The 20,639-nt window shown below is 38.5% G+C and carries 16 protein-coding genes and 1 tRNA gene; 9 read left to right on the top strand and 8 right to left on the bottom strand.

What is annotated here, in order from left to right; translation table 11 throughout:
* The first annotated feature begins 126 nt into the window (after positions 1 to 126).
* The 6 genes from gyrB to secDF all read left to right on the top strand — a co-directional run bounded on the left by gyrB (position 127) and on the right by secDF (position 9,053).
* Positions 127 to 2,067: a DNA topoisomerase (ATP-hydrolyzing) subunit B gene (gyrB, locus tag G6N06_RS14585; RefSeq protein WP_163517527.1), complete on the top strand. Its 1,941-nt coding sequence runs from the start codon at positions 127 to 129 to the stop codon at positions 2,065 to 2,067.
* 147 nt (positions 2,068 to 2,214) lie between these two features.
* On the top strand, positions 2,215 to 3,261 hold the full coding sequence (locus G6N06_RS14580) for a DUF6588 family protein (protein WP_163517526.1): 1,047 nt from the start codon (positions 2,215 to 2,217) through the stop codon (positions 3,259 to 3,261).
* A 130-nt stretch (positions 3,262 to 3,391) separates the two neighbouring features.
* Positions 3,392 to 4,312: a malate dehydrogenase gene (gene mdh, locus G6N06_RS14575; protein WP_163517525.1), complete on the top strand. Its 921-nt coding sequence runs from the start codon at positions 3,392 to 3,394 to the stop codon at positions 4,310 to 4,312.
* Between the two features lie 102 nt (positions 4,313 to 4,414).
* Entirely contained in the window at positions 4,415 to 5,077 is a 663-nt protein-coding gene (locus G6N06_RS14570; RefSeq protein WP_163517524.1) for a DUF4412 domain-containing protein, read from the top strand.
* Positions 5,078 to 5,220: 143 nt separating this feature from the next.
* Positions 5,221 to 5,865: a hypothetical protein gene (locus tag G6N06_RS14565; RefSeq protein WP_163517523.1), complete on the top strand. Its 645-nt coding sequence runs from the start codon at positions 5,221 to 5,223 to the stop codon at positions 5,863 to 5,865.
* 203 nt (positions 5,866 to 6,068) lie between these two features.
* Positions 6,069 to 9,053, top strand: coding sequence for a protein translocase subunit SecDF (gene secDF, locus G6N06_RS14560; RefSeq protein WP_163517522.1), 2,985 nt, complete (start codon positions 6,069 to 6,071; stop codon positions 9,051 to 9,053).
* A gap of 416 nt (positions 9,054 to 9,469) precedes the next feature.
* Here the strand turns inward: secDF and G6N06_RS14555 are convergent, their stop codons facing one another.
* From G6N06_RS14555 to G6N06_RS14525, 7 genes are all read right to left on the bottom strand, one after another.
* Positions 9,470 to 9,967 carry a DUF192 domain-containing protein gene (locus G6N06_RS14555; protein ID WP_163517521.1) on the bottom strand — a complete coding sequence of 166 codons (498 nt, stop codon included), beginning with the start codon at positions 9,965 to 9,967 and terminating at the stop codon, positions 9,470 to 9,472.
* Positions 9,967 to 10,797, bottom strand: coding sequence for a prolipoprotein diacylglyceryl transferase (gene lgt / locus G6N06_RS14550; protein ID WP_163517520.1), 831 nt, complete (start codon positions 10,795 to 10,797; stop codon positions 9,967 to 9,969). Before lgt ends, G6N06_RS14555 begins: the two co-directional genes overlap by 1 nt.
* Before the next feature lie 223 nt (positions 10,798 to 11,020).
* The gene (yidD, locus tag G6N06_RS14545) at positions 11,021 to 11,257 is read right to left on the bottom strand and encodes a membrane protein insertion efficiency factor YidD (RefSeq protein ID WP_163517519.1); all 237 of its coding nucleotides are present in this window, start codon (positions 11,255 to 11,257) and stop codon (positions 11,021 to 11,023) included.
* Between the two features lie 47 nt (positions 11,258 to 11,304).
* The gene (gene cysS, locus G6N06_RS14540) at positions 11,305 to 12,786 is read right to left on the bottom strand and encodes a cysteine--tRNA ligase (RefSeq protein ID WP_163517518.1); all 1,482 of its coding nucleotides are present in this window, start codon (positions 12,784 to 12,786) and stop codon (positions 11,305 to 11,307) included.
* A gap of 23 nt (positions 12,787 to 12,809) precedes the next feature.
* Positions 12,810 to 13,487: a GTP cyclohydrolase I FolE gene (folE, locus tag G6N06_RS14535; protein WP_163517517.1), complete on the bottom strand. Its 678-nt coding sequence runs from the start codon at positions 13,485 to 13,487 to the stop codon at positions 12,810 to 12,812.
* 265 nt (positions 13,488 to 13,752) lie between these two features.
* Positions 13,753 to 15,276, bottom strand: coding sequence for an OmpP1/FadL family transporter (locus tag G6N06_RS14530; RefSeq protein WP_163517516.1), 1,524 nt, complete (start codon positions 15,274 to 15,276; stop codon positions 13,753 to 13,755).
* 27 nt (positions 15,277 to 15,303) lie between these two features.
* Positions 15,304 to 16,461, bottom strand: coding sequence for a hypothetical protein (locus G6N06_RS14525; protein ID WP_163517515.1), 1,158 nt, complete (start codon positions 16,459 to 16,461; stop codon positions 15,304 to 15,306).
* Positions 16,462 to 16,561: 100 nt separating this feature from the next.
* On the opposite strand from G6N06_RS14525, the gene proS reads away from it, so the two are divergent.
* The 3 genes from proS to rpsT all read left to right on the top strand — a co-directional run bounded on the left by proS (position 16,562) and on the right by rpsT (position 18,534).
* The gene (gene proS / locus G6N06_RS14520; protein ID WP_163517514.1) at positions 16,562 to 18,040 is read left to right on the top strand and encodes a proline--tRNA ligase; all 1,479 of its coding nucleotides are present in this window, start codon (positions 16,562 to 16,564) and stop codon (positions 18,038 to 18,040) included.
* A 144-nt stretch (positions 18,041 to 18,184) separates the two neighbouring features.
* A tRNA-Glu gene (locus G6N06_RS14515) sits at positions 18,185 to 18,256 on the top strand.
* A gap of 26 nt (positions 18,257 to 18,282) precedes the next feature.
* Positions 18,283 to 18,534, top strand: a complete 252-nt coding sequence (gene rpsT, locus G6N06_RS14510; protein ID WP_163517513.1) for a 30S ribosomal protein S20 — start codon at positions 18,283 to 18,285, stop codon at positions 18,532 to 18,534.
* A 138-nt stretch (positions 18,535 to 18,672) separates the two neighbouring features.
* On the opposite strand, the gene rho is transcribed toward rpsT, so the two are convergent.
* Positions 18,673 to 20,466 carry a transcription termination factor Rho gene (gene rho, locus G6N06_RS14505; protein WP_163517512.1) on the bottom strand — a complete coding sequence of 598 codons (1,794 nt, stop codon included), beginning with the start codon at positions 20,464 to 20,466 and terminating at the stop codon, positions 18,673 to 18,675.
* Between the last annotated feature and the right edge of the window lie 173 nt (positions 20,467 to 20,639).

Genomic DNA, 20,639 nt, shown 5'->3' with positions numbered 1-20,639 from the left:
GAAGATTAATTAGCAAAAATATAGTTTTGAATGTTCTTTCGTATTATTCTCCGTTAAGAATAGTTATCGAAATGGCGTTTGGGTTCTTAATAAAAAATAATAATAAAGAATAAGTAATATAACATTATGAAAGAAGAGTTTAATAAGGATAATTATTCAGCGGATAGTATTCAAGCCCTTGAGGGAATGGAGCATGTTCGTATGCGTCCGTCCATGTATATTGGTGATACTGGTACGCGAGGTCTGCACCATTTAGTTTATGAGGTAGTAGATAACTCCATTGATGAGGCCATGGCTGGGCATTGTGATAATATTACCGTCACTATTAACGAGGATAATTCTATTACCACAGAAGATGATGGGCGTGGTATTCCGGTAGATCTACATAAAAAGGAAGGTGTTTCAGCCTTGGAAGTTGTTATGACCAAGATTGGTGCTGGTGGAAAGTTCGACAAGGATTCTTACAAGGTTTCAGGTGGACTGCACGGTGTTGGTGTAAGTTGTGTGAACGCTTTATCTGAACATTTAACAGCAACAGTCTACAGGAAAGGAGAGATCTGGCAGCAAGAATATGAAAAAGGCAAACCGATGTATCCAGTGAAGAAGATCGGCGAAACTGATAAAAGAGGTACGATGGTAACCTTTAAGCCCGATCCTACAATTTTCACCCATGTTTTAGAATATAGCTACGATACGCTTGCAAGCCGGATGAGAGAACTCGCTTATCTGAACAAAGGGATTACCATCCATTTGGTGGATAAGCGACACAAAAAGGAGGACGGTACGTTTGAAGGTGAAACATTCCATTCAGAAGAAGGTCTTAAGGAGTTTATCAAATTTTTAGATGGCAACCGTGAACCATTAGTGAGTAAGGTTATTGCTTTTGAAGGTGAGAAAAATGGCGTTCCTGTTGAGGTGGCCATGATTTATAATACCAGCTATGCTGAAAACCTGCATTCGTATGTAAATAATATCAATACCCACGAGGGAGGAACGCATTTGTCAGGGTTTAGAAGAGGTTTGACCCATACACTTAAAAAGTATGCTGACGATTCTGGATTGCTCAAAAACCTAAAGTTTGAGATTGCAGGTGACGATTTCCGTGAAGGGCTAACAGCTATTATTTCAGTAAAAGTCCAGGAACCACAATTTGAGGGACAAACTAAGACCAAATTAGGAAACCGTGAAGTGTCCGCTTCGGTAAGTCAAGCGGTATCTGAGATGCTGACCAATTATTTAGAAGAGCATCCGGATGATGCTAAGGTCATTGTGCAAAAAGTGATTTTAGCAGCGCAAGCCAGACACGCCGCTCAAAAGGCCCGTGAGATGGTACAGCGTAAAACCGTCATGAGCATTGGTGGATTGCCAGGAAAACTAAGTGATTGTTCTGAACAAGATCCGAGTTTGTGCGAAGTGTTTTTAGTAGAGGGTGATTCGGCAGGTGGAACTGCAAAACAAGGTCGTGATAGAACTTTTCAGGCTATTTTGCCTTTACGAGGTAAGATATTGAATGTGGAGAAAGCAATGACCCACCGAGTCTTTGAAAATGAAGAGATAAAAAATATTTACACCGCTTTAGGGGTTACCATAGGGACGGAAGAAGATAGTAAAGCGCTCAACCTTTCAAAACTGCGTTACCACAAAGTAGTCATTATGTGTGATGCTGATATTGATGGTAGTCACATTGCCACATTGATATTGACCTTCTTCTTCAGATATATGAAGGAGTTGATTGAAAACGGTCACATTTATATTGCAACACCACCTTTATATTTGGTAAAAAAAGGTCAGCGTAAAGAATATGCATGGAGTGATAAAGAGCGTGATGAAATAGCTGAAAAATTTGGTGGAAGCGTGGGTATCCAACGTTACAAAGGTCTTGGAGAAATGAATGCGGAACAACTTTGGGATACGACAATGAATCCTAAATATCGCACCTTACGTCAAGTTCAAATTGATAATGGCGGTGAAGCCGATAGAATTTTCTCAATGTTGATGGGCGATGAGGTTCCACCACGAAGAGAATTTATCGAGAAAAATGCGGTTTATGCAAAAATTGATGCTTAAATTGTTTTGATTAAATATGTCAACCGAAAGAACACCCTTGATTGGGTGTTTTTTTTATTTGATGATCGCCATAAATCCTATGGGGGACAATAAAACACATTGTAAAAAGTATTTTCATAAATTTGTGATGTTTAAATTTTATGAAACATGAAAACATTAGTCGCTTCCATCATAATCATTTTGAGCGTGCATTTTGCTAAAGGTCAGGAATTGGAATCTATACTTTTGGCGGCGGACGATGCCACTTTGCTCACTGAAAATTATTTGAATCCGGGTATGAAAGGTTTAATGTATAGCATGAATGACGGTTGGGCAACAACCGCCAAGGTCCATAAGAAATTTGGTTTTGACATCACAATTGGTCTCAATGCCTCAATTGTGCCCAACTCAGCTAAAACTTTTGCATTCCTTTCGGAGGAATATGCTTATGTGAGCCTACCAAATGGTGAGTCCCGACTACAGACCATAATGAGCGAAAATAGTGTTGACACCAAAATAGACATTTCAATACCTACCGGTGATGGCACCTATAAAGTTGGAAGCTTTACGATGCCAGGAGGCATTGCTGAAGATCTGCCTTTAAATGCCGTGCCAGCACCAACAGTCCAAGTAGGATTTGGACTGCCATTTAAAACCGATATTAAGGCGCGTTTTGTGCCCAATATTAAATTTGACAACGATGTGGAATCGAATTTATTAGGTTTTGGCCTACAACATGATCTTACCCAGTACTTGGGAGTGTTTGAAAGATTGCCCTTGAGTATTTCTGTTTTGGGTGCATTTACAAATATGAATGTGGTATACTATATACAGGATGAAAATGGCAGCGATGGTGTAATGGTAAGGGACGGCAAAACAGAATTTAAATTGAATACTTGGACGGTGCAGGCCTTGGCGTCCTTAGATTTCAAGCTGATTACGTTCTATGGGGGCGTAGGCTATAACAACGGAAAAACCACTGTAAAGTTGAAAGGAGATTACCTGTTGACCTATGATATAGAGGATAGCAACGGAAATTATATGGGCTCTGTGGATGAATCTATAAGTGATCCTATAAATTTATCATTTGCAGCAAACGGGATGAGGGCCACTTTGGGGACAAGGTTGAACCTAAGTATCTTTAAAATATTTGCCGATTATACCTTTCAGGAGTACAATACGGCCACTCTGGGTATTGCGTTTAGTGTGAGGTAAAGAGAATTGTTTATTGAATACCATAAAAGCGTAGGAGGAAATCTTGCGCTTTCTTTATTAACAGCGATTTTATTTGTAATTTTGCAATCATTTAATACATAAAGTTTCACATTAAAAACCATATATAATTATGAAAATCACAGTAGTAGGAGCAGGTGCCGTTGGGGCAAGCTGCGCAGAGTATATCGCCATCAAAAATTTTGCGAGTGAGGTTGTTTTGTTGGATATTAAAGAAGGTTTTGCAGAAGGCAAGGCTATGGATTTAATGCAGACTGCGTCATTAATCGGTTTTGATACTAAAATAACAGGCATCACTAACGATTATTCTGTAACTGCGAAAAGTGATATTTGTGTCATAACTTCGGGTATTCCGCGTAAGCCTGGGATGACTCGTGAAGAGTTGATCGGTATCAACGCAGGGATTGTTAAAGAGGTCTCTTCCAATTTAATTAAGCATTCTCCAGATACCATCATTATAGTTGTCAGTAATCCAATGGATACGATGACCTATTTGGTCCATAAATCTACAGACCTTCCAAAACATAGAATCATTGGTATGGGAGGTGCTTTGGATTCTGCACGATTTAAATACAGATTGGCAGAAGCTTTGGGAGCTCCAATTAGCGATGTCGATGGAATGGTTATTGGTGGCCACAGTGACACAGGAATGGTGCCTTTAACCCGTTTGGCTACTCGAAACAGTGTGCCAGTGTCTGAGTTTTTATCAGAAGAGAGATTGAGCCAAGTCATGGAAGACACTAAAGTAGGCGGTGCTACTCTGACTAAATTGCTGGGTACTTCAGCGTGGTATGCGCCAGGAGCTGCGGTTAGTGGATTGGTTCAGGCGATTGCATGCGACCAAAAGAAAATGTTCCCATGTTCAGTATTGTTGGAAGGTGAATACGGATTGAATGATATCTGTATTGGTGCTCCTGTAATTTTAGGACGCAAGGGTATTGAGAAAATCGTTGAAATTGAATTGAATGATGCTGAAAAAGCGCACATGCAAGAAAGTGCTGAAGGCGTTCGTAAAACCAATGATTTATTGTAAAAAGTTGCACGTACTTAAAGTATTTATGGTCTAACGTTAAAAGTTGGCATTATTTTAGTTACTTGTAGCACATTTCACCTAAATTAAAAACAAACAAAACACATGAGAAACATATTATTTATTGTAGCCTTAACCTTGAGTGTAACAATGTTCGCTCAACAACAGATTGATGAAGGCATTGTAATATCAAAGCAAACCATGTCCAGTGATAATGAGCAAATGAATGCTCAATTGGCTATGTTGGGCGATATGATTACAACCACATATTTCAAGAATGATAAATCGCGTTCTGAATTAAGCAATCCAATGACTGGAAATACTGTGTTTATTGCAGACAGCAATACCAAAAAATCGTTGGTCCTTATGGATAATGCCATGATTGGTAAGAAATATATGGAATCTGATATTTCTCCTTCGGACGAAGATTTAGATCAAATGTCGATTGAAAAAACTAATGAAACCAAGACTATTCTTGGCTATGAGTGCACAAAATACAATGTGACCATGAGTAAAAATGGTGCAGATGTAAAAATGGAAATATACGCCACGGATAAACTAAAAGCCATATCTCAACAAGCAGCTTCTTTTGGAAAGGATTTTTCTGGCTTTCCTATGTATATGAGCATGGCCATAGAGCAGCAAGGTATGAAGATGAATATGGTCATTGAAGTTACTGAGGTAAAAGCTGAAAAAGTATCTGATGACAAATTTAGTATGACACCACCTGAAGGCTATTCAAAAACGGAAAATCTTCCGGGAATGTAAGATGTTTCAATCGAAATAACACTTAAAGACAGTATACATACTCCCGATTGCTATCGGGAGTATTTTTTTATATATTTGCCGATTGTATGCCCACTGCCTAATTTTCAATTTATGAAACTTCAGATGGGTTCAAAACATAACCATTGCAACATTTCAGAGACATAAAGTTCCAACCAAAATGGTTCATCAGTGCAGCACTAATCTTTATTGCTGTGTTAGGTGGCTTTTTAGGTCAGCAGCAATCAGCGCTTCCAAACCAGGAAATTGTGGTGCAGTTTGCCAATGAGAATATTTCTTTAAATGATGCGACACATACCATTTCCATTGTTGAACAAGAACTGCAACGCATTGGTGTTTCCCATATTCAGATAAGTGAAGAGGAAGATGGCAGATTGGTCATCAGTTATTATAGCAAAACCAATGTTGAGGGCATTAAAAAATTGCTTTCTGAGCAGAAAGACCTTGCCCTAGGCTTTGTTTCTTCTGAAGAACAAGAAATCCCCCTTCATTTCCCTTCCCACAAGGAGCCTATAGCATATAATCTTGATGTTTACGAAATTCATTCGGGTCAACATTCTTTTTCAGATTTAGGAGGTAAATATGCCTTGGAATTAAAATCGAAGCCCTATCGTTTCGTAAATTCTAATTTTTATATCCTTTCAGACGACTTATATCCGCTGGTCAACGATCATATTATAAAAGTCAATTTAAGCTTTCAACGATATACTGCCATAAAGGATTACCGATCTCACAAAATCCCAGAAGTCAGGGCAGGTCCTATATCATAAGGGATTCAAGGCTTACGTTTGCTTGTCATTCTCCCTTTTTTTTACCAAATCAAACAATGGGATGTTCAAAAAGGCAAATCTCATTCCTATTAAGCTTCCGTAGCTTTAGGCAAAATCATACATAATCATAAAAAACAATTGTCAAATCGTGTGTAAACTCTATATTTGCGCGATTAAAAATTTGACTTAAAAAAATTAAAATAATGCAAAACAAAGGATTAGTAAAGCTGTTTGCTGTGTTATTTGGGTTGGTAAGTATTTATCAGCTATCATTTACATTCAAAGCTAACCAAATTGAAAATCGTGCTGAAGAGATTGCAGCACTTAAAACCGACGACCCTGAACTAAGGGCCGACTATGAAGCCAATTATTTGGATTCTATAGCCAATCAAGAAGTCTTTAATCTTGGTATTGCGAACTATACCTATAATGAGGTAAGGGATAAAGCCATGAATTTGGGTCTTGACCTTAAGGGTGGGATCAACGTTATTCTTGAAATTTCTGTAAAGGATATTTTAAAAGGGCTTGCAAACAACAGTAAAGATCCTGTTTTCAACAAGGCTTTAGATGATGCATCTGAACTTCAGAAAACAAGTCAGAATGCTTATGTTGATGACTTTTTTATCGCTTTTGATAAAATAAAGGGCGATCAGAAATTGGCATCTCCAGATATCTTTGCCAATAGAACTTTAAGTGAGGAAATCACTTTTGATATGTCAGATCGTGCTGTACAGCCAATCATTAGACAAAAAGTAGATGAATCCATTGTTTCTGCATTTGAGGTATTGCGTAAACGTATTGACAAGTTTGGGGTTACGTCGCCAAACATTCAGCGTTTAGGAAACACAGGACGAATTCTCGTAGAACTTCCTGGTGCAAAAGATGTAGAACGTATCAAAAATCTACTCCAAAGTACGGCTCAATTGGAATTTTGGGACGTGTATAAAGGTGAGGAGTTTCTTCCATTCTTGGCACAAGCCAATGAGGTTTTAAAGCCTTTAGTGAATAAAGATGCTAAAAGTGAGGTTGCTGACTCTGAAATTGTAACAGATACTATTGATGACGCCGATAGTAAAATTAAAGAATTAACAGGTGTTATTGATACCGATTCCACCGAAGTTGGTGAAAACCCTATTTTGGATTTATTAAGAGGTTACGGTTCTGGAGGTCCAGTTGTGGCAACCTTTGAAGCGAAAGATAAGGATCTGGTCATGGAGTATTTGAACATGCCTCAAGTGCGTTCTTTACTGCCGGCTGATCAGCGTTATGTAAAATTTGCATGGGGCATCCAAGCTAAAAACAGTGAATTTGTTGATTTATATGCCATTAAAGGCAATAGAGATAACACTCCTGAATTAAGTGGAGCAGTTATCACCGATGCACGTCAGGCTTATAACCAAAGAAATCAACCAACTGTGAGCATGCAGATGAACAGTAAGGGGGCCAAAATTTGGGAAGAAATGACTGGTAGGGCTTATACCCAACAAAGTCAAATTGCAATTGTTCTTGATGACATTGTGTATTCTGCCCCAGGTGTGACAACAGGTCCTATTTCTGGTGGAAATTCTGAAATCTCTGGATCTTTTACGCTTAATGAAGCCATTGATTTGGCCAACGTATTAAGAGCTGGTAAATTACCTGCTAAGGCTGATATCGTCCAGGCGGACGAAGTAGGTGCATCCTTAGGACAGGAAGCTATTGAAAGCGGAACGTCTTCATTCTTGATCGCCTTGTCATTGGTATTGGTTTGGATGATCGTTTACTACGGTAGAGGTGGTTTATTTGCTGACATTGCTTTATTGATGAACATCTTATTGATTTTTGGTGTCTTGTCCGGATTGGGAGCTGTGCTCACACTTCCTGGTTTGGCTGGTATTGTATTGACCATTGGTATGTCAGTAGATGCGAACGTGATCATTTTTGAACGTATCAAAGAAGAATTGGCCAAGGGCAAAGGTAGGCGTGAGGCTGTAAAGGATGGGTTTAGTAATGCCTTGTCTTCAATTTTGGATGCCAATATCACTACGTTATTAACGGCTATTATCTTATTTGTATTTGGTACAGGGCCTATAAAAGGTTTCGCAACAACCTTGATCATTGGTATTGTGACTTCGTTGTTTACGGCAATTTTCATCACCAGATTGTTGGTAGATTGGTATCTTGATAAAGGTAAGAACTTAACGTTTACAACGGCAGTTACCAAAGGGCTTTTCCAAAACATGAACATCAATTTCATCAGTAAAAGAAAAGTATCTTATGTGGTATCCGTGATAGCTATTGTACTGAGCTTGTTTACTTTGTTTACCAAAGGTTTGGATCAGGGAATTGATTTTGTTGGAGGTAGAACCTATCAAGTGCGTTTTGCACAAGAGGTAAATCCAGAAGAAGTTAAAGCAGATGTTTTAGAGGCTTTTGGAAGTGCTGAGGTAAAAACCATTGGAAGTTCGCACCAGTTAAAAATATCTACAAAATATTTGGTAGATGTCAACACGGCTGAAGCGGATGAAAAAGTACAATCGGAACTTTTTGAAACCTTGATCCCGTACCTACCAAAAGGAATGACTTTTGAAGACTTTAAAGTGGGCTCTGGTGATAAGAAGATAGGACAGATGTTCTCAAGTAAGGTGAGTCCAACCATTGCCGATGATATCAAAACGGAATCGTTCTGGGCGGTCATTGGGTCGTTGGTGGTTGTGTTCTTATATATCCTATTGCGATTCAAAAGATGGCAATTCTCTCTTGGTGCAGTCACGGCTGTATTCCATGATGTGATTATTGTATTGGGTATCTTCTCATTTGCCTACACATTTATGCCATTCTCAATGGAAATTGACCAAGCCTTTATTGCGGCAATCTTGACAGTGATTGGATACTCGTTGAACGATACGGTGATTATCTTTGACCGGGTTAGAGAAACCGTTATGGAGCGTGGTGGATTTGCAAGAGGACGTAATATCAACTTTGCAATCAACAGCACGATTAGTAGAACATTGAATACCTCATTGACCACTTTGGTGGTGTTATTGGCGATGTTCCTATTAGGTGCGGATTCATTAAGAGGCTTACTCTTTGCTATTATAGTTGGTATTGTGGTAGGAACCTACTCATCCATCTTTATTGCAACACCGATAATGTATGACACCTTAAAAAATAAAGGTGAAGCTATTGATGAAGATTCTAAAATATAAGCTTAATATTAAATCTTTATAATTGAAGAATGCCGCTCCTTGAGCGGCATTTTTTATGCTTTTAAGTGGTCAGAACTGCAGCTGAATCCTAATTTGGATTACTAATTATTATCGAATGATGTACGAAAGATGAATTTGACTAATGATATGGCCTAATGGACGTAGCGGTACAATAATGGATAGGTTGAACTGGCTATTAGATTACCACGAAGTAGGCTTCCAATTGGTTACTTGAATTAATTGAATTTAGTATTCCATGACTTTCTTTAAGATAGTATGGCGTATCAAAATTGGACTAAATGTTAATCGCAATGCTTAGTTCTGAGACGGTTGTTTAAATGTTTTGCTGAATTCTACACGAATGCAATTCCGTAAACTACGACCGCAGCCTGCGACTGTAAACGGCGACTTAAGTGTTACTCCACCTTTATATACTCCATTTTATCTCCAACTTCCAACTGCCACTCATCCGCTAAACCTGCGTTAATTTCCAGAACATATTTTGCAGGTGCATTGGAAGGCAAAGAGGTTTCATTATTTGGCTGGGCGTTTTTTTGGAAACTGACAATCTTTTTATCGGCATCAATATAAATGATGTCCAATGGGATGTTGGTGTTTTTCATGTAAAAGGAACGAAAATCTTCATCTGGGAATACAAACAGCATCCCTTGGAGTTCTCCCATTTGATCACGGTACATAAGCCCTGTTTGGGTTTTGTACTCGTCATCGGCAATTTCTATATCTAATTTTTTAATGATGCTGTCATTGGCGTTTTTTAGCACGAGTTCAGCTTCTTTTTTGAATTCGATGACCACTGGTTTAATTACCCTTTGTTCCTCTTTACAACTTTGAAACTGTAAACAGGAAACACCTAAAGTAAGTAACACCACAAGTTGAAACGCAGATTTTTTCATTAGGAGAGTTGTTTTTTTGGTTTATAGAAGAACATAAAATACAATCCGATGAGTATAAAAGGAATACTTAGCATTTGTCCTGTATTGAGCGCTGAGGTTGCTATATATTCGTGGTCGCTTTGAGGCTCTTTGACAAATTCCACAAAAAACCGAATAGCCCAAAGCAGGAGCAAAAAGAGGCCAAAAAGAAAGCCTTGTTGCTCACTCTTTTTGGTTTTCCAATAAAAGAGCCACAGGGCAATAAATACAAAAACATAACAGAATGCTTCGTAAAGTTGTGCTGGATGTCTTGGGAAAGCTTCACCATTTTGGACAAAGACGACTCCAAAATCAGTGCCAGTTGGTTTGCCTACAATTTCAGAATTTATGAAATTGCCAAGTCTAACAAAAACAGCGCCTGCAGCCACAGGGACGACAACGCGGTCTAAGATCCATAGAACTGATTTGCGCAATACTTTCTTATTATAGAGGTACATTGAAATGATCATCCCAATGGCAGCGCCATGACTTGCCAAACCTTGAAATCCGGTGATTTCAAATCCTCCCTTAAACTTAAAAGGTAAAAATATGCTGAAGAAATCTTCTGAGATCAATTCACGTTGATAAAAAAGTACATGGCCCAAACGAGCTCCAAGCATAATCCCAATAACCGAATAGATAAATAAGGAGTCTAAGGATTCTTCAGATTGGTTTTCATTTTTATAAATTCGTTTCATGATTAAAAAACCCAAAATGAAGGCTACAATCCACATCACGCTATAAAAGTGTAATGTAAAACCAAGAATATCGATACCTTTTGAAGGGTCCCAGACAATTTTAAGTGCGTGCATGAAGTAAGATTTAATTAGAAGGGTAAATATAATATTTTGAAAAGTAATAAGCAGTAATGCGGTTGAATTTAACGAAAGCTTTAATAAAACAGGTCAATTGGCATTGGTAATAATAAGCAAATCCTTATCGTAGAGATATCCGCTCTGTAAGATGATCAAATTTTTTCAGGTGATGGAACTTTGGTAATTTATCAATCGTACGACGATTGAAAAGTACGTGCTTTTATTTGTCTTTACGATCAGGCACAGGGTCATAGCCGGATTTTCCCCAAGGGTGGCAACTGAAAATTCGTTTTATTGCCAGCCAGCCACCCCTAAAAAGGCCATGTTTTTCGAGGGCCTCTTTTGCGTATGAAGAGCACGTAGGTTGAAATCTGCAACTTGCTGGGGTTAACGGTGAAATAAAGGTTTGATATACCTTAATCAGCAACAAAAACGGATATATCAATAGGTTCTTCATTACAGTGAATTACTCCTTATATATAGAAAGAATATAGGAAAAGTTGTTTAATTAATAGTGAAGGTTGTGCCTTCCTTTCCATCATTCAATTGTATGCCTGCAGCAGCGAGCTCGTCGCGGATCTTGTCAGAGGTCGCAAAATCCTTATTTGCTCTGGCTTCCTGTCTTAATTGAATCAAGAGTTCTACGGCACCTGAGAGCTTTTCCGTACCACTTTCCGTTGCTGTGTCGTTGACTAATCCCAAGACATCATATGCGAAGCTGTGTACCGTATTTTTTAAGAGCGTTAAGTCATCTTGTGTTATCGTAGCCGTCCCTTCCTTTATTTGATTGATAAATTTAACAGCTTCGAATAAATTCGCAATGAGTATAGGCGTATTGAAATCGTCATTCATTGCATCATAGCATTTTTGTCGCCATTCTCCAATATTGAAGGTTGAAGTCATTGAAGGGGTCAATTCGTCTAAGGAATTGATGGCATCCATCAACCGAATAAAACCTTTCTCGCTTGCTAAAAGTCCGTTATTGGTAAAATCCAAAATGCTTCTATAATGTGCCTGCAGCATAAAAAACCTTGCAACACTTGGCGAAAACGCTTTAGTGATGTGTGGATTGTCTCCTGTGAAAATTTCCGTAGGCAAAATAAAATTCCCTGTAGATTTTGCCATTTTCTTACCATTCATGATCAACATGTTGGCATGCATCCAATAATTGACTGGTGCTTTATCATTACAGGCTTCGGCTTGGGCAATTTCACATTCGTGATGCGGGAATTTCAAATCCATTCCACCACCATGAATATCGAATTGTTCGCCCAAATATTTCGTACTCATTGCGGTACATTCTAAATGCCAACCTGGGAAACCATCGCTCCATGGCGATGGCCAGCGCATAATATGTTGTGGTTCGGCTTTTTTCCAAAGAGCAAAGTCCTGTGGGTTTTTCTTATCACTTTGTCCATCAAGATCTCGGGAATTGTGCATTAGATCTTCAAGGTTTCTTTTGCTTAAAATTCCGTAAGGCTTGGTTTCATTATACTTTATAACGTCAAAATAAACAGACCCATTGATCTCATAGGCCAAACCTTTATCAAGAATCACCTTGATAATTTCAATTTGTTCGATGATATGTCCTGTAGCCGTTGGTTCAATGCTTGGCGGTAAAAAATTGAATTTATTGAGTATATTATGGAAATCAACAGTATAGCGCTGTACAACCTCCATAGGTTCAATCTCTTCCAATCGGGCTCTTTTGGCGATGCGATCTTCACCAACGTCGGCATCATTTTCCAAATGCCCAGCATCTGTAATATTTCTTACATATCGGACTTTGTACCCTAAATGCCTGAGATATCTGAAAATCACATCAAAAGACATAAATGTCCTGACGTTTCCCAAATGCACATTACTATATACGGTAGGTCCACAGACGTACATGCCTACATAGCCCTCACTTAACGGTGTAAAGGTCTCTTTTTCTCCTGATAGGGAGTTGTATATTTTGATGTGATTGTCTTTATAAAGTGGCATCGGTCTCTTATGTTTTGTTACAATTAAAAATCGGTGTCTAATTTGATATAATCTAAAAATTCACGTCGGGTGGCTTGATTTTTAAACACACCACCAAACTCTGAAGTTACGGTGCTACTCGCCACATCTCTAATGCCGCGTGAATTGACACATAAATGTTTGGCATCAATGACACAGGCGACATCCTCAGTGCAAAGTGCCTGCTGCAATTCTTTCACAATTTGAATGGTAAGGCGTTCCTGAACTTGAGGTCGCTTGGCATAATAGTCAACAATCCTGTTCATTTTAGAAAGTCCTATCACGGTGCCATTGCTGATATATGCCACATGTGCCTTGCCTACTATTGGAAGTAAATGGTGTTCACAAGTGGAGTAAACTGTAATGTTTTTTTCAACCAGCATTTCTCCATACTTATACTTATTGTCAAAGGTGGAGGCATTTGGTTTTTTATCAGGGCTCAAGCCGCCAAAAATTTCTTTGACAAACATTTTAGCAACACGTAAAGGAGTTCCTTTAAGACTGTCGTCATTAAGATCGAGACCTAGTGTTTCCATGATATGTCTCACATCATCCTTGATAATGTCTATTTTCTCGTCAGGAGTAAGTTTAAATGCATCACTGCGTATAGGAGTGTCTGCTGAGCTGCCCACATGGTCATCACCAATGGCATCAATATCTTGAATGTTTTTATCTGTTTTCATAGTCGTTTTGTAAATCGATCAAGGTCTCAAACTCTGTAAAAGGAGTAATTTCGGATGAAATAAGGTGCAAAGATAAACAAAAATAAAACCATAACATTAGGTTGTCTGCATTATTGCTTTGGTATATTCTTGAATATTAAAGCTGTAATTTCGTTAGAGATTGATCTGATTAAATACCATTTTTAAGGTTTTAAGGCAATGACAAATGAAAAAGCACTCTCTTTTTTAGAGAATGCTTTTTTTTCAATAGAGTTATATAAAATCTTTACAGACTAAACCCTAAAGTCAAGGTGAAATTTGAGTTTCTGCTATCAATTTGAGCGGCGTCTGTTAAACCTACGGCGTATAACTGTTGGTTATAGTCTCTTTGTGCGTGGTCATAAGCTACATCTAGTTTCACATTTCCAAAGTTGAAGCCCAAACCAAGAGAGTATCCGTTTAAATTGCCATAAAAGGATTCATTTTTATATGGGCTTTCCTCAAATCTGTACCCACCTCTAAGGCTTACTTGCTGAATTCTATATTCGCCTCCAACCCTGAAAGTGGAAGCATTCTTTAAATTATTGCTGATTATACCATTCTGGGTAGAAAAATATGAATCAGATGTCGGTTTGAATTTTGTGTTACCGTAGTTTTTTAAAGAATAATCAAAACTTAACAAGCCTTGGTTTCCAAATATATAGGCTAAACTACCTGTGATTTTACTAGGGGTTTGTAGTCTGTAATCTGGGTAAACGTTGACTACGTAAGGATCGATGATTTGTGATACATTTGAGCCGCCTTCATCTCGTATGGTGCCCAAATATTGTGTGGTCTCTTCCGAAATGGTGTACCACGTAGGAGAGTTATAGGATAATCCAGCGCGTAAAGATTCATCTATTTTTGCAATTGCACCCAATTGAAATGAAAAGCCACTACCTATAGTAGAAAGTGCATTTTGGAACCTCACATCCCTTACCCAAGAACCAGCGTTACTGTTGGTTTCATGGAGGTCAGTGAATTTATCATAATTGATGAAATGAGAATTTAAATTGAGTCCAAAATAAAAATTGTCCCCGTATTGTGTGGATGCATTAAAACTGAATTTTCCATTATAACCCGATGCGGCATAGAGATAACCTTGGTCAAAGTTGTTTCCGACAATATTGGAAGAATATAATGTATTATCGTCGGTATCCATGGCTGGTTCAAGAATATAAGACTCATAACCCAAAAAGGCTTGTTGATTGCCAAATCCGTACAATCTGTTGATTTCAGAATACGCAGTGGACAGGCTTTCGTTGTCAAGGGCTGACATTTGATCCAGCCTTATCCCTTGGGCGTAACTGAGAAAGTAGTCTCCAATGGAGTTGGAATTGGTATTAATGCCTCTAACGTTCCAAGAATTTTCAAAATTTGATATTTTGTCGTAAGCAACACCTAATGAAAACTTTTTCCAAGGAGAGTTAGGATTAGTGTTGTTAAAGACAAATGCGGCACCCGTTTGATTGAGGTCAAATTTAGAATCCGATGAGGAACTCGAGCCGTTAAAATAGTTGATATCATTTTTGGTTCCTAAATTGGATATGGATATTGAAGCGTGGCTTGTTGTGAAAATTGATGAGCCCGCAGGATTAATACTTACCGCAGACATGTCGCCTCCCAGTGCTCCAAATGCGCCACTCATACTTCTAAATCTTGCAGTTCCCTGGACTTCATCTTGTGAATATCTAACGGCGTCAGTAATATCTTGAGCCATAATACTAGACATAGATAGGGCAGCTATGAACAGTAAATTTAACTTTTTCATATTTTAAGTTTTTATTTTTCTGATTTTTTATCTGCCACCACGTCTTGATGATCCACTAGAACTTCTAGCGGGAGCTGAAGACCTTGAAGGCGAACTGTTAGAGCTCCTTACGGCTGGGGCCGGTGAAGAGTTAGAACGCGAAGGTGCACTGTAATTTGAATTGCTCCTTGAACTTGGTGTAGAAATATTGTTTCCACTCCCTCTTGTATTGCCACCACTCCTTCTCGTGCCAGAGTTATTAGATCTGGTTCGAGTTGCTGGCCGAACGTTTCTATTGGTATTGGTTCTTGTGGCAGGCTGAACACTTCTTCTGTTGGTGTTGGTTCTTATAGCCGGTTGAGTGTTTCTATTCGTATTTGTTCTTGTTCTAGTATCCGTAGAAGAACGGTTAACGCTATTTGAACTTCTTCTATTGATGGTCGTATTTCCTGAATTATCTCTTGAACTTCTGTTTGAAGAGTTAATCGTGCTACGTCTTCCAATATTTGAATTGCTCAAATTTGAGTTGCTTCTATTTAGAGTTGACGATCGACTGGAATTTGTGTAGACACTTCCTCGTCTACCTTGACTGTAGGATACATTTCTACTGTTGCGATAATAATTGCCATAATAAGGGTAATAAGGATAGTATCCATAACCATAATTATAACCATATCTGTATCCATAGTAACCATAGCCGTAGTAAGGATAATAACCAGGGAAGTAGCCGTAGGAGTAAAAAGGATCATAAAAACCTGAATAACCCCAACCTATATAACCCCATCCTCGATATGGGCTGTAATAACCGTATCTGCTGTATGGATACCAACTGTTGTTATAGTACACGTTTATATCTACATTTTGACTGTCTTGGCCCCATCCTGCATAACCATCTTCATATTGGATATCACCATTATCGTCAGAATAACTTCCTTGGTAATCGTCAATATTGGTAAAAATAACGTTATCATTTTGAGCAATTTGCTCAAATTGCTGTGATTTCTGTCCGAAAAACTCTTTGTAATAACTGTTATTATTAGTTGGAGCATCTTCATAGTAGACTTCGTACTGAGGAGTTTCGGATCCGTATATACCATCATTTTCATAACCAGCATACTGGTATGATCCACAAGAAGCTAAAAGGAAGAGTAAGCTTAGTGCAACAAAAAATGGCAACCTGCGATATATGTAAATTTTAAATGGCATATCTATTTGTTTTTATTGTTGAACATTACAAAAATAGTTAGTTTTGTCGAACTATTTATTTATTTAACATAAGCACAACTTTTGTGCCAAAACCCAGAGAATGAGTAAAAATCTTACAAGTAGAGCGGAAGACTATTCAAAATGGTACAATGAGTTGGTTGTGAAGGCCGATTTAGCAGAGAATTCCGCAGTTAGGGGCTGTATGGTAATTAAGCCCTACGGCTATGCGATTTGGGAGAAAATGCAGGCAGAATTGGACAGGATGTTCAAGGAAACGGGACATCAAAATGCCTATTTTCCTCTTTTTGTGCCGAAAAGCCTATTTGAGGCAGAAGAGAAGAACGCCGAAGGTTTTGCGAAAGAGTGTGCTGTGGTTACCCATTATCGCTTGCAAAATGATCCTGATAATCCTGGTAAACTGCGAGTGGATCCGGAAGCTAAATTAGAGGAAGAGCTCGTGGTACGCCCAACTAGTGAGGCTATTATTTGGAGCACGTACAAAGGATGGATTCAAAGTTATAGAGATTTGCCTATTTTGATCAATCAATGGGCCAACGTGGTACGATGGGAAATGCGTACGCGCTTATTTCTAAGAACTGCTGAGTTTTTATGGCAAGAAGGGCATACGGCACATGAAACTAAGGCTGAAGCTTTGTCAGAAGCAAAGTTAATGAACCAGGTATATGCTGATTTTGCTGAAAATTTCATGGCAATACCTGTGATTCAGGGAGTCAAAACTGAGAGTGAACGTTTTGCGGGTGCCGAAGAAACTTACTGTATCGAGGCATTAATGCAAGATGGTAAAGCCTTGCAAGCTGGAACATCTCATTTCTTAGGGCAAAATTTCGCCAAGGCATTTGATGTAAAATTCACAAACAATGAGGGTAAGCTCGATTATGTATGGGCGACTTCCTGGGGTGTTTCTACGCGATTGGTCGGTGCATTGATTATGACCCACAGCGATGATAAAGGTCTTGTTTTACCGCCCAATTTGGCGCCTATCCAAGTGGTGATCGTGCCTATTCATAAAACTGATGACCAATTGGAGGAAATTGGGAAGGTGGCAACAAAATTAATAGGTGAATTTAAGGCAAAAGGCATCAGTTGCAAATATGATCATCGTACTACACAGCGTCCAGGAGCCAAATTTGCTCAATATGAATTACAAGGCGTGCCTCTTAGAATTGCCATTGGTCCGAAGGACTTAGAAAATAAAACAGTGGAGTTAGCTCGAAGAGATACCTTGTCAAAAGAAAACGTAGCTCTTGATGGATTAGTTGACAAAATTGCTGATTTGCTTACTGAAATTCAAGAGACATTATTTAAAAAGGCATTGGATTTTAGAGATTCGCACATAACTGAAGTAAATACCTTTGAGGAGTTTAAAACGGTACTGGAGACTAAAACCGGCTTTATCTCAGCACATTGGGATGGCACTCCAGAAACAGAAGAGAAGATCAAGGAGCTTACCAAGGCAACTATAAGATGTGTGCCCCTGAATCAGGAAAAAGAGCCTGGAAGCTGCGTGTTTACAGGGAAAACATCCAGCGGAAGAGTGCTATTTGCGAAGGCGTATTGAAAATAATAAAAAAAAGATCGCGAAGGTGTTGCAACATTTAAAAATAGTTGTATTTTTGCATCCGCAATGAAACATTGTGTGTTCATTTGAAAAGTTTGCATATTGATACAAAATGTTATTAATTTGCGCCTTTAATAAACAAATGGCCCGTTCGTCTATCGGTTAGGACGCCAGGTTTTCATCCTGGTAAGAGGGGTTCGATTCCCCTACGGGCTACAATTTTTTAAAAAGAAAGAAATAAAATGGCAAATCATAAGTCAGCATTAAAAAGAATCAGAAGTAGCGAGTCAAAACGTTTAACCAACAGGTATAAGCACAGGACTACTCGTAACGCTATTAAAAAGTTGCGTGAAATGGAGAATGCGCAGGAAGCACAAGCTTTACTACCTGTCGTTTCTGCTATGATTGATAAGTTAGCTAAGAAAAACATTATCCATAACAACAAAGCAGCTAACTTAAAGTCTGGTTTAGCTAAGCATGTTGCTTCTTTGTAAGAAACAGTAACTTTTATTTAATCATATATAAAATCCATTCATACCGAATGGATTTTTTTATGCACATATTTCGATAGGACTAATAATAAAGCCCCAAGTGAAAATTTGGGGCTTTATCTATTTTACTTTACTGGTCTCTTATCCATTCATTGACAATAAGAACTCTTCATTGTTTTTGGTTTTTTTGAACCTGTCGTTAATAAACTCCATTGCTTCTACTGGATTCATATCGGCAAGGTATTTACGCATCACCCACATTCTTTGAATGGTGTTGTCATCCAATAAGAGATCGTCTCTACGGGTACTTGAAGACGTTAAATCGATAGCAGGGAAAATACGACGGTTGGATATTTTTCTATCCAATTGTAATTCCATGTTTCCAGTACCTTTAAATTCCTCAAAGATCACTTCGTCCATTTTAGAACCTGTTTCTGTTAATGCTGTGGCAATGATGGTCAGTGATCCGCCATTTTCAATATTACGCGCAGCTCCAAAGAAACGTTTTGGTTTGTGTAGGGCATTGGCATCCACACCACCACTCAATATCTTGCCAGATGCAGGTTGTACGGTGTTGTAAGCTCTTGCCAGACGGGTGATGGAATCTAAAAGGATGACCACATCGTGACCGCATTCAACTAAACGTTTTGCTTTTTCTAAAACGATATTGGCAATTTTGACGTGTTCATGTGCTTCCTTGTCAAAGGTTGATGCAATGACCTCTCCACGAACGTTACGTTGCATATCAGTAACCTCTTCTGGACGTTCATCAATTAGCAAGATCATTTGGTACACCTCAGGATGGTTGGCTGCAATAGCATTTGCAACATCCTTTAATAGCATGGTTTTACCTGTTTTTGGTTGTGAAACGATCATGCCTCGTTGTCCTTTTCCGATAGGTGAAAATAAATCCATGATTCGAGTAGAAATAGTACTTTGTCTTTCGGCAATATTGAATTTCTCCTGAGGAAACAAAGGCGTTAGATGCTCAAAAGATACGCGGTCTCTAACAACTTCTGGTCTTTGACCGTTAATTTTACTTACCTTGATTAAAGGAAAGTATTTTTCGCCTTCTTTTGGAGGTCTGACATGGCCAAGTACCGTATCTCCGGTTTTTAGACCAAATAATCTGATTTGAGATTGGGAGACATAAATATCGTCAGGAGAGGAGAGGTAATTATAATCTGATGAGCGTAAAAACCCGTATCCATCTTGCATAATGTCCAACACGCCTTCACTTTCAATAATTGCATCGAATTCAAAATCAGGTTCTCTATATCGGTTTCTATTGTCTTTATTTCCGTTGCTTACTTTGGAGGAGGCTTGATTGCCGCTATCACGATTATGGTTATGATCTTTAGATGAAGATTTGTTTCCGTTACTATCGCTTGAGCGCTGTTGTCTGTTGTCTTTGGCTTGAGGTTTGTTGGATGTGTCTTTGTCTTTTGACGTGTGCTGTTTTTTCTCCCTGTGTTCTACATTCTTACCACTAGGGCTTTCTCTTTTGGAGGTACTTGAAGCATCAGTTGTAGGGGTGGTGGATTTAGTTGCAGGAGCTTTGGGAGCTGCAGCTTTTGGTTCCGATGATTTGATGTCAGACTTTTTTGTCTCTGGCTTTTTATCTTCGACCTTGTCTTCCGCCAATTCCATTCTTTGTTGTGCTTTGTCTGAAGCTGGTTTTTTCTCAACACGCTCCCGTTTTTTCTTTTTGGGTGTGGTTGATGGTTTTGGGGCTTGAGGTTTTAGATCTGCCTTAGTGTCGGTGATGGCTGCGATTTCAGTTTTCACCACATCCGGATTAGCTGCTTGTAAATCTAAGATTTGATAAACTAAATCTAATTTCTTAAGCGAACGGTACTTAGGTACATTTAACTTTTGAGCTATTTCCTGTAAATCAGAAAGCTTCTTTTCTTTTAATTGCGAAATTTCAAACATGTATGTTTATGAATATTAGTGTAAAATTGAAATTGGATTAGTTCCGAATCTATTTTTTAGAGATCAAGAAGAGGAAAAAACCGAATGTAATTTTGAAGATTTAACAGTTTATTACCCTGTGAGTAACATAACGTTAGTGCAATAATACAATTTTATTTTAAAAATTACTGTAT

Source organism: Gelidibacter japonicus (assembly GCF_010725055.1).
In the GTDB taxonomy this organism is placed as follows: Bacteria; Bacteroidota; Bacteroidia; order Flavobacteriales; family Flavobacteriaceae; genus Gelidibacter; species Gelidibacter japonicus.
This window is presented reverse-complemented; position numbering and strand designations above follow the sequence as displayed.